Source organism: Collinsella sp. AM17-1, assembly GCF_003470665.1.
Lineage (GTDB): Bacteria > Actinomycetota > Coriobacteriia > Coriobacteriales > Coriobacteriaceae > Collinsella.
Window position 1 is genome coordinate 44,715 of record NZ_QRJZ01000013.1, and the last position, 10,159, is coordinate 54,873.

Consider the following 10,159-nt stretch of genomic DNA (forward strand, 5'->3'; position numbering starts at 1 on the left):
GGTTTCTCTCCGGAACGTCCTCGGACATGCAAAGAGGCTCCGCATCGCGCTTCGCGCTGCGGAGCCTCTTTGCGTCCTGCGGAATGTTCCGGAGAGAAACCCCGTCACGCCCCCGGATCCCCTGCGTTTACGGCCTTGAGGTCGGCGTGGGCGGAGATCGTGGCTGATGGGGATACGTGTCCCGGTCGCTGTTTCGCGGCTTTGCCGCGAAAGGCGCGTTACTTTGGGATGGGTGGGGAACGTGGTTGTTGCGGCAACTAGTCCCCGCCACAAATTACCCTCGGCATACTTGCGCGAACGATTGCTCGTGCTACACTTGCAATTGCTGTTTCAGGGCGGGGTGAAATTCCCCACTGGCGGTAAATCGGGCGGTGCCAAAGGGGCGCCGTGGAGCAGGCGAGGTGCCTGCGACTGAGTCGATGAGTCCGCGACCCGTGCGTGTGTTGGTTCGCATGCCGGCTGAACTGGTGAGATCCCAGTACCAACGGTTAGAGTCCGGATGAAAGAGGCAGGTGATCTTATGTCTGAACAGTCGCAGCATATCCATTTTGAGAATACGAATAGGTGGAGCACCAAACAGCTCGTTACCATGGCGCTGATGTGCGCCCTGGGCGCCCTGTTTATGTACGTGCAGCTGCCCATCCTTCCTTCGGCACCGTTTTTGACGTATGACCCGTCGCTGGTGCCGGCGATGGTGTGCGGGTTTGCGTATGGCCCCGGTGCCGGCACAGCTGTTGCCGCTATGGCTATCGTTATCCATGCGCTCACCACGGGTGACTGGGTCGGCGCGCTTATGAACCTGGTTGCCACGCTGGGCTACATTCTGCCCGCGGCTATCGTCTACCAGAAGATGCACACCTATAAGGGTGCCGTGATTGGCCTGGTGTTCGGCGTCATTGCCGCTACGGCGCTGTCTATGGTCGCAAACCTTACCATTGGCGTATGGTTCTGGTATGGCTCGGTCGATGTGATCGCCCCGCTCATGATTCCTGCCGTGCTGCCGTTCAACCTTATCAAGACCGTGCTTAATTCGGTGTTGACGCTGGCGGTGTATAAGGCAGTCTCCAATCTCATCACGCCTAAAAAGGACCAGGTCAAAGGCCACGCATGATTGAGTGTCGGGGCGTTTCCTTTAGCTATGACGGTGCCGTGTCGGCACTCGACGGTGTCGATCTGAACATCGAGGACGGTGAGTTTTTCTGCATCCTCGGTGGCAATGGGTCGGGCAAGTCGACGTTTGCCAAGCATTTGAACGCGCTGCTGCAGCCCGATGTGGGAACGGTGTGCGTCAACGGCATGGACGCGTCCGATCCCGAGCTGGTCTACGACATCCGCTCGACTGCTGGCATGGTGTTCCAGAATCCCGACGACCAGCTGGTGGCAACGCTTGTCGAAGATGACATTGCGTTTGGTCCCGAAAACCTAGGCGTGCCATCGGCGCAAATTGCGCAGCGCGTACGCGAGGCGCTGAAAGGCGTGGGCCTGGTGGGCTTTGAGCGCCACGAGACCCATGCGCTTTCGGGCGGACAAAAGCAGCGTGTGGCGCTTGCCGGCGTTCTCGCCATGGAGCCGCGCGTGCTCATATTGGACGAGGCGTCCTCGATGCTCGATCCGCGCGGGCGCAAGGGCCTTATGAAGGCCTGCCACGCGCTGCACGAACGCGGTATGACCATCGTGATGATTACGCACTTTATGGAAGAGGCCGCTGAGGCCGATCGCGTTGCCGTCTTCCAAGCGGGCCGCGTCGCCATGCTCGGTGCGCCCGAGGAGATCTTGACGCAGGCGGACGAACTCGCGCGGCTGAACCTGGATATGCCGGCATCGTGCTGTCTTGGCAGGGCGCTTCGCGCGAAGGGCGTGCCCATTTGCGCACAGGTGCGCGAGGCGGATATGGTCGCCGATATAGCGCAGGCTTATGCCGAGCGGAGTAGGACAGACATCGCCGGGCGGCCTTTCGCATCCGATCCTCGTATTCCCGACAACGTCTCCTCTGCAATCGATAGCGCAGACGCGCTGGAGCCCGTCATCGAGATTTCGCACCTTTCGTATAGCTATTTGCTGAGCGCCCGCGAGCGTCGTCGCTGGCACAAGCGCTCAGCTGTTGCGGGCAAATCGAACAAGCAAGCCCTTTGGGGCAACGACCCCAGCAGTCCGTGGGCACTGCGTGATGTATCGCTAACGGTGCGCCGTGGCGAGTTCCTGGGCCTTGCGGGCCATACCGGTTCGGGTAAGTCGACGCTGGTTCAGCATCTCAACGGCCTGATTCGTCCCCAGGAGGGTTCCGTTTACGCGTTGGGGCTCGACCTGGCAAACAAGAAAGATGCCGCCGCGGTTAAGGCAAAGGTCGGCGTGGTGTTTCAGTATCCAGAGCGTCAGCTGTTTGCCGAGACCGTGGCACAGGACGTGGCGTTTGGTCCGCATAACCTTGGTTTGTCGCAGGTCGAGGTTGCCCGCCGCGTTGAGTCATCGCTCGCGCGCGTGGGCCTCGACCTGGCCACGGTGGGCGACAAGAGCCCCTTTGAGCTTTCGGGTGGCCAACAGCGGCGCGTGGCGTTTGCCGGCGTGCTTGCCATGGAGCCCGAGGTCCTGGTACTCGATGAGCCCATGGCGGGGCTCGATCCGGCGGCGCGCAGCGATTTCCTGGAGCTCATCGATCGACTTCACCATGGGGGCCTGACCGTCGTCATGGTCTCACACAGCATGGATGACCTTGCCAATTGCTGCGACCGTATTGTCGTGATGAACGAGGGCTCGGTGTTTGCCGAGGGCACGCCCGCTCAGGTTTTTGCGCGTGCGGATGAGCTTAAATCAATCGGCTTGGGTGTTCCCGCTGCCCAGCGCATGGCGCTGGCGCTTGCGGAAGCGGGCGTGCCGCTGCGTTGCGGCGGGCTCTATACGGTTGAGTCGCTGGCAGACGAGTTGGTGGACCTGCTAATCGGTCGCTCGGACGGTCCTTCTAACGTCGCGGACATTGCTAAATCCAAGACGGTCGCGCGAGAGGAGGGCTGCTAATGGAGGCGTTTTCGTTTGGCAGCTACTATCCCGGCGATAGTGCAATCCACCGCATGGACCCGCGAACCAAGTTGCTCTTGGGCTTTGTGTTTCTGATCACGACGCTCACGGTCAACAGCTTCCGCGGACTGGTCCCGGTCGCAATCTTCGTCGTCCTGATCTATACCGTGTCCCGGGTGCCGGCTCGTCGCGTCCTGTCATCGATGGCGCCGCTGCTGGCGATCGTCGCGGTGGTCGCGGTGCTCAACCTGTTTTCCGACCAGAGCGGGCGCATTCTGTGGCAGCTCGGCTTTTTGCAGATAAGCGAGGGCTCGTTACATTCCGCCGCCTTTATGGCGTGCCGCCTGACCTTGATGATGGCCGGCATGAGCGCCATTACGCTCACCACACCGACGCTCGACCTCACCGCGGGCTTTGAGCGCCTGCTCGCGCCGTTTGCGCGTGTGGGACTTCCTGCGCACGAGCTCGGTATGATTATGGGTATCGCGCTGCGCTTTATGCCGCAGTTTGCCACCGAGATAAAGCAGACGGCCGATGCGCAGGCGAGCCGCGGTGCGCGCGTGACGGGAGGCCCGCTCGGCGGCGTGCGTATGCTCGGCAGTGTGGCGATTCCGCTGTTCACGGGGGTGTTCCGTCATGCCGAAACGCTGTCTGCCGCCATGGATGCCCGTTGTTATCATGGCGAACAGGGCCGAACGCGCCTGCATACGCTTGTGTTTGGCCGCGGCGATGCGCTGGCAGCGGTGGTGACGATGCTGCTGCTCATCTGCGTCATCGTCATCAATCTTCAACTTGTTTAGGCGCGATTCGAGCGCAGGAAAGGGGTTCCTATGACCGACAACGACCGCACGGCGCAGCTCGAGCGCGCCTGTTCGTATCTTAGGCGTATTCCGGCGTGGTATCTCGCCACGATTGACGTGACGGACGGACATCAGCCGCGCGTGAGGCCGTTCTCGTTTGCCATGGTCGATGATGGCAAGCTGTGGTTTTGCACCTCGCGCGATAAGGACGTGTGGGCCGAGCTCAGCACGAACCCCAAGCTTGAGGTTTCGGGTTGGAAACCGGGGGAGTGTTGGATTGTGCTGACCGGCGAGGCCGCGCTCGAGGACGACGCGGTCGTGAGCGACCGGGTGCGCCAAGCCGGCTTTAAGCACATGGTGGGCATCGGCGAAGACCACGAGAGCGCCAATGACGGTCGCCTTGCGTTTTTCTCGGTGCGCAACATCGCCGCCCGCTTCTGCGATATCGACGGCAGCGAGGAGCGCCTGGAGCTCTAGCGCGTCTCAAATTAACTACCCATCTCAAAATGGCGAGCGTCAGGAGGACACATGGACGGATTGAATACAGTGTTGGAGTATCTGACGTCGGTGCCGGCATGGTATTTGGCGACGAGCGTTGACGGGCAGCCGCATGTGCGTCCGTTTTCGTTTGCGCAGATCCAGGACGGCAAGCTGTGGTTTGTAACGGCGCGCACCAAAGACGTGTGGCAAGAGCTGCTGCAAAATCAACGCTTCGAGGCCACGAGTTGGTGGCCGGGCCATGGCTGGCTCATCTTGCGCGGGCATGCGGGTCTGGATGACCAGGCCGCTCCCGATATGCGCGAGGCAGGCTGGAAGCACCTGGAGCGCCTAGGCGAGCACTACGAGGGCGCAGACGATCCAACGCTCATCTTCTTTAGCGTGGAGGAACCCGAGGCCTTTATCTGCAACCATGACGAATGGGTGCCGGTCGAGCTCTAAACGAGTCTCTCAGCAAGCTTAGACAATTCAAATTCTCGCATGTAGCGGGCCCCACATTGCAACGTCACCGCAAGGCGCACTGGGCAATATGGGGCCCGTATTTATTTGTCAATCCCTTTGAGTGAATGTGTCGGGACTGTTTCAATGCATGAATATGCAAAAGATTTGCGTATATATGCATCTTTTGGTGCTAAAGTTTCAACTCACTTCATAACGACGGCTGCATGATGCGTATTGGTGCATAACTGCAGACAAGGAGTCTGATATGTCATTAAAGGTTGGAATCGTCGGTGCGGCTGGATATGCCGGTGCCGAGCTCATTCGCCTCGTCCTCGGTCATCCCGAGTTTGAACTTGCTGCCATTACGTCCAACGCCGATGCCGGCCAGCCGTTGTCTGCGGTGTACCCGAGCTTCACCGGCGTAAGCGATCTTGTCTTCACGACGCATGATGCCCCCGAGCTCAAGAACTGCGACGCGGTCTTTTTGGCCGTGCCGCACACAGCTGCCATGGCACAGGTGCCCGCCCTGCTTGCCGCGGGAGTTTCCTGCATTGACCTTTCGGCCGACTATCGCCTGAGCGATCCGGCCACCTTTGAGGCCTGGTATGCCGCCGAGCACACGAGCCCCGAGCTACTCAAGAGCCGCGCCTTTGGTCTGCCCGAGCTGTTCTGCCAGGATTTGGAGACCGCCGCATCTGACCATGCCGATGGCAAACCCGTACTGGTCGCCTGCGCCGGTTGCTATCCCACCGCAACGAGCCTTGCCGCCGCGCCTGCCGTGCGCGCTGGCTGGGTTGCCCAGAGCGGCCCCGTGATCGTTGACGCTATCAGCGGTGTAACGGGTGCCGGTAAGTCCTGCAACGCCCGTACGCATTTTTGCAGCACGGACGAAAACCTGGAGGCCTATGGCGTGGGCAAGCATCGTCACACGCCCGAAATCGAGCAGATCTTGGGCCTAACCGATCGTGTCGTCTTTACCCCGCATCTGGCACCGCTCAAGCGCGGTCTGCTCTCTACGGTGACGATGCCGCTTACGCCGCAGGCTATCGATACCTTGACCCTTGAGGACGTTGTCGACCATTACAAGCAGTTCTACGCCGGTCGCACCTTCGTGCGCGTACTCGATGCCGGCCAGCAGCCCAAGACGGCTTCGGTCGTCGGTACCAACGCCGCCCAGATCGGCCTCGCGCTCAACAAGCGCGCGGGCGTTCTGGTGGCTACGGGCGCCATCGACAATCTGTGCAAGGGTGCAGCAGGCCAGGCGGTCCAGTGCGCCAACGTCGTCTTTGGTTTTGACGAGCGACGAGGCTTGCCCACAGTGGCGTGCCCGGTGTAGCACATTCGATTGTTAACGATTTGGTAGTCGGGCATCGAGTGGGGCGCCACTCTTAAGCTGGTCTCATGATTGTGGCTGGCATGGCGCACCAACCGATGTCCATTTTTTGTTTGACATAAGGAGTCGTAAAGACGATGAATGCTGAGCAGTTCGACATCAAGATTCGTGCCGTAGAGGGCGGCGTAACGGCGGCAGCCGGCTTTAAGGCGGCGGGCATCCATGCCGGATTCCGCAAGAATCCCGAGCGCCTGGATTACGCGCTCGTCGTCCCCGATAAACCCTGTCCCGGTGCCGGCGTGTTTACGACTAACCGCTTTTGTGCGGCGCCCGTGCAGGTGAGCCGTGCCAACTTGGGCGGCGCCGACAAGGGCTACGGCGTCATTGCCGGCGTTTCGGTCAACTCCGGCAACGCCAACGCCGCCACGGGTGAGACCGGTCTTGCCTGCGCGCTCGAGACCTGCAACATCGCCTCGCAGGTCATCGGCTGCGAGCCCCAGCAGATTCTGGTCGCCTCCACGGGCGTAATTGGTCAGATTCTGCCGATCGACACGTTTGAGACTGCCGTTCCTGCCGCCTACGAGGCGCTCTCCGCCCACGGTGGCGCCGATGCCGCCCGCGCTATCATGACGACCGACACGCACTCCAAGGAGTATGCCGTGTGTTACCGCAGCGAGGCCGCGGGGCACGCAGGCAATGCCTATACGGTGGGCGGTATGTGCAAGGGCTCGGGCATGATCATGCCCAACATGGCAACCATGATCGCGGTCATCACTACCGATGCCCCCGTTGAGCCGGCGGCGCTCCACGCCCTGTTGCTCTCCACCGTCAAGCAGACCTTCAACAAGGTAACGGTCGATTCCGACACCTCGACTAACGACACCTGCATCATGCTTGCCTCCGGCGTCGCTGCCGCAGATGCCGAGCCTATTGTCGAGGGCTCTGACGCCTTCGACGAGCTGGCCTTTGCCGTGCATGAGGTGTGCGAGAGCCTGGCGCGCAACATCGCCGCAGACGGCGAGGGTGCATCCAAACTCGTGACGGTTAACGTCACCGGCGCCGTGAACGACGAGGAGGCCGATATCGCCGCTCGTGCTGTCGCCAACTCGCCGCTCGTCAAGACCTGCATCGCCGGCCACGACTGCAACTGGGGCCGCGTTGCCATGGCGCTCGGCAAGTGCGGCGTGCAGTTTAACCAAGAAGATGTGTCCATCGACATGATGGGTATGCCCGTCTGCCGTGATGGCCTGACCGTTCCCTTTGACGAGGACGAGGCGCTGCGTCGCTTTGAGGCGCCCGAGATTGTGATCTCGGCAGACCTGGGCGCAGGGGACGCGGCGACCACCGTGTGGACTTGCGACCTCACGCACGAGTACATCTCCATTAACGGCGATTACCGTTCCTAGACTCCCGATGTGCCGCGCGTCCCGCTGCAATCGCGGGCAACGAGGTGCGGCGCGATAGCTACACGAAAGACGAGGCAGACTATGAAGTTCGCACGCGATTGTCGCTCGAGCGAATCCAACGAAGTTACCGCGCAGCTGCTGTTCGAGGCGCTGCCGTGGATTAAGAACCTGACCGGTAAGACGGTCGTTATCAAGTACGGCGGTGCCGCCATGGTCGACGAGCAGCTGCGCCGTGACGTGATGAGCGACATCGTCCTGCTCAAGATTATCGGCATGCGCCCTGTTATCGTGCACGGTGGCGGCAAGGCCATCAACGAGGCGCTCGGCCACTACGACATCCCCGTCGAGTTTAAGAACGGCCAGCGCGTGACCACGCCTGCCACCATGGATATCGTGCGCGAGGTACTGGGCGGCAAGGTCAATCAGGAGCTGGTCGCGGCGCTCAACCACCACGGCAACCTGGCCGTGGGCGTGTCCGGCAGCGACGCCGGTACCCTTATCGCCGAGCCACTCGACCCAGAGCTCGGCCGCGTAGGCAAGGTCACGCACGTCAACACCGACTATATCGAGCGTTTGCTCGACAGCGAGTACATTCCCGTTATCGCCACGGTCGCAGCGGGGGAGGACGGTGGCTTCTTCAACATCAACGCCGATACCGCCGCCGGCGCCGTTGCGGCGGCGCTTCATGCGCACAAGGCGATCTTCTTGACCGACGTCGACGGCCTGTACAAGGACTTTAGCGATAAGGATTCGCTCATCTCCAACCTGACACTCGACGAGGTCAATGAGATGCTCTACGGCGGCGAGGTCGACAAGGGCATGATTCCCAAGCTGCGCGCCGCCGTCGATGCGCTTACCGCCGGTGTGTTCCGAGCCCACATCATCAACGGCACGACGCCGCATTCGCTGCTGCTGGAGCTGCTGACCGATGCTGGCGTCGGTACCGTGATCCACTCCACCGAGACGGCCTACGAATTCGATACGCATCCGCACCCGCTTTCGACGTTTGCGGCGCGCCTGACCGAGAACCTCGACGAGGTCGAGAAGCTCCAGACGGTCTAGCTGACCCGCGGTCATCGCGTCCCTGCACCCATAGCCCTGCGCCGTACGGCGCCCAACGAAAGGCATCCCATGTCACTTGCAACTCAACAATCGCTCGAATCCCATTACGTTATGCATACCTTTGGTCGCTTTCCGGTAGAGTTTGTCGAAGGCCACGGCATGAAGCTCACCGGCGATGACGGCCGTGAGTATCTTGACTTTCTTGCCGGTATCGGTGTGTGCAGCCTTGGCCACGGCAACCCTGCAGTGCTCTCGGCGCTCGAGGCGCAGACCAAAAAGCTCATGCATGTCTCCAATTACTTCTACATCGAGCAGCGCGGACAGGTCGCGGCGCTGCTGTCCAAGCTTGCCAACGACGACGTAGATGGTGCGTGCGTGCTGGCCGATGCCATTGCCGCCGGCGATGAGACCACGGCCGCTGCGCTCGGTGCCCCGGCTGCGGACGAGCAGGTGTGGGAGACGTTCTTTGCCAATTCTGGTGCCGAAGCTAACGAGGGCTCGATGAAGCTCGCACGTCTGTACGCCAAGCGTGCTGGTAACGGCGGCAACACCATCGTATGCATGCGCGGCGGCTTCCACGGCCGTACGCTCGAGACCATTGCCGCCACCATGCAGGATTGGCTACAGGACAGCTTCCGTCCGCTGCCGGGTGGCTTTGTGGCCTGCTCGCCCAACGATGTCGACGAACTGCGTTCGATCTTTAAGCAGCTGGGAAGCGAGGTCTGCGCTGTCATGCTCGAGCCGATTCAGGGCGAGAGCGGTGTGCACCCCATGACCGAGGAGTTTATGGCGGCGGCGCGTGACTTGGCACACGAGGCAGGCGCCGTTCTTATCGCCGACGAAGTCCAGTGTGGCATCTTCCGCTCCGGCAAGCCGTTTGCATTCCAGACCTATGGCGTGGAACCCGACATTATGAGCCTTGCCAAGGGCATTGCCGATGGCGTGCCCATGGGTGCCGTGGTGGCAAAGAAGGAGATCGCCGACGTGTTTAAGCCGGGCGACCACGGCTCGACCTTTGGCGGTGGCTGCTTGGCTGTCGCGGCGTGCGCCGCGACGCTCTCCGCGCTCGTGCGCGGCGATTATGCCGAGCATGCTGCCAAGGTGGGTGCTTATATGGAGGCAAAGCTCACCAAGCTGCCGCACGTGGTCGAGGTACGCGGTCGCGGCTTAATGCTCGGCTGCGATTTAGATGACGCTGCGGGCGATGCGCATGATATTGTTGCCCGCGCGTTGGCCGCCGGCGCCGTGATTAACGCTACTGGTGCCCACACGCTGCGTTTCCTGCCGCCGCTTGTCTGCGAGGAAGCCGACGTGGACAGTCTGATCGAGATCCTGGCGGGTGTCTTGGGCTAACGCGGCACAATAACTCAATTTGGACCGGGTTCCGGACTGCGGACGTGCCCTATGTGGCATGATTCAGCGGTCTGGAGCCCGTTTTGCCTTAGATTTGCTAAGGCGGGGAGACCTGCTGGTCAAAAAACATTAAATATGAGTACTGTTACCGATTTGGTCGCAGCAATTTTGGACTAATAAGACCAGATGGCAAGTCGAAATGGTGGCGCGCGCAGACGTGGTGTAAGAGCGTCCCGAGGTCCGTCGCTGCAAGT

The 10,159-nt window shown here is 61.1% G+C and carries 9 protein-coding genes and 1 riboswitch; all 9 genes read left to right on the plus strand.

The window, feature by feature from the left end; translation table 11 throughout:
• Positions 1-322: 322 nt before the first annotated feature.
• Positions 323-515: riboswitch (FMN riboswitch) on the plus strand.
• Positions 516-520: 5 nt separating this feature from the next.
• The 9 genes from DW195_RS07100 (at position 521) to DW195_RS07140 (ending at position 9,905) form a co-directional block, all read left to right on the plus strand.
• A complete protein-coding gene (locus DW195_RS07100; protein WP_118206296.1) occupies positions 521-1,111 on the plus strand; it encodes an ECF transporter S component in 591 nt (196 codons plus the stop codon).
• Positions 1,108-3,012 (plus strand): energy-coupling factor transporter ATPase, encoded by a 1,905-nt coding sequence (locus DW195_RS07105; protein WP_118206297.1) that lies wholly within the window; start codon positions 1,108-1,110, stop codon positions 3,010-3,012. Before DW195_RS07100 ends, DW195_RS07105 begins: the two co-directional genes overlap by 4 nt.
• Complete coding sequence (locus tag DW195_RS07110; RefSeq protein WP_118206298.1) at positions 3,012-3,812, plus strand: energy-coupling factor transporter transmembrane protein EcfT; 801 nt, start codon at positions 3,012-3,014, stop codon at positions 3,810-3,812. The genes DW195_RS07105 and DW195_RS07110 overlap by 1 nt, the downstream gene beginning before the upstream one ends.
• A gap of 30 nt (positions 3,813-3,842) precedes the next feature.
• Complete coding sequence (locus DW195_RS07115) at positions 3,843-4,289, plus strand: pyridoxamine 5'-phosphate oxidase family protein (protein WP_118206299.1); 447 nt, start codon at positions 3,843-3,845, stop codon at positions 4,287-4,289.
• Positions 4,290-4,340: 51 nt separating this feature from the next.
• Positions 4,341-4,751 (plus strand): pyridoxamine 5'-phosphate oxidase family protein, encoded by a 411-nt coding sequence (locus DW195_RS07120; RefSeq protein WP_118206300.1) that lies wholly within the window; start codon positions 4,341-4,343, stop codon positions 4,749-4,751.
• Positions 4,752-5,016: 265 nt separating this feature from the next.
• Positions 5,017-6,087, plus strand: coding sequence for an N-acetyl-gamma-glutamyl-phosphate reductase (gene argC / locus DW195_RS07125; protein WP_118206301.1), 1,071 nt, complete (start codon positions 5,017-5,019; stop codon positions 6,085-6,087).
• Between the two features lie 134 nt (positions 6,088-6,221).
• The gene (gene argJ / locus DW195_RS07130) at positions 6,222-7,490 is read left to right on the plus strand and encodes a bifunctional glutamate N-acetyltransferase/amino-acid acetyltransferase ArgJ (protein WP_118206302.1); all 1,269 of its coding nucleotides are present in this window, start codon (positions 6,222-6,224) and stop codon (positions 7,488-7,490) included.
• Between the two features lie 81 nt (positions 7,491-7,571).
• Complete coding sequence (gene argB, locus DW195_RS07135) at positions 7,572-8,552, plus strand: acetylglutamate kinase (RefSeq protein WP_117798353.1); 981 nt, start codon at positions 7,572-7,574, stop codon at positions 8,550-8,552.
• A 69-nt stretch (positions 8,553-8,621) separates the two neighbouring features.
• The gene (locus DW195_RS07140; protein WP_118206303.1) at positions 8,622-9,905 is read left to right on the plus strand and encodes an aminotransferase class III-fold pyridoxal phosphate-dependent enzyme; all 1,284 of its coding nucleotides are present in this window, start codon (positions 8,622-8,624) and stop codon (positions 9,903-9,905) included.
• The last annotated feature ends 254 nt before the right edge of the window (positions 9,906-10,159 follow it).

Bases quoted from the DNA above. Each gene is read 5' to 3' on its own strand.
- DW195_RS07100 (WP_118206296.1), top strand. From the start codon at position 521: ATGTCTGAACAGTCGCAGCATATCCATTTTGAGAATACGAATAGGTGG.
- DW195_RS07105 (WP_118206297.1), top strand. From the start codon at position 1,108: ATGATTGAGTGTCGGGGCGTTTCCTTTAGCTATGACGGTGCCGTGTCG.
- DW195_RS07110 (WP_118206298.1), top strand. From the start codon at position 3,012: ATGGAGGCGTTTTCGTTTGGCAGCTACTATCCCGGCGATAGTGCAATC.
- DW195_RS07115 (WP_118206299.1), top strand. From the start codon at position 3,843: ATGACCGACAACGACCGCACGGCGCAGCTCGAGCGCGCCTGTTCGTAT.
- DW195_RS07120 (WP_118206300.1), top strand. From the start codon at position 4,341: ATGGACGGATTGAATACAGTGTTGGAGTATCTGACGTCGGTGCCGGCA.
- argC (WP_118206301.1), top strand. From the start codon at position 5,017: ATGTCATTAAAGGTTGGAATCGTCGGTGCGGCTGGATATGCCGGTGCC.
- argJ (WP_118206302.1), top strand. From the start codon at position 6,222: ATGAATGCTGAGCAGTTCGACATCAAGATTCGTGCCGTAGAGGGCGGC.
- argB (WP_117798353.1), top strand. From the start codon at position 7,572: ATGAAGTTCGCACGCGATTGTCGCTCGAGCGAATCCAACGAAGTTACC.
- DW195_RS07140 (WP_118206303.1), top strand. From the start codon at position 8,622: ATGTCACTTGCAACTCAACAATCGCTCGAATCCCATTACGTTATGCAT.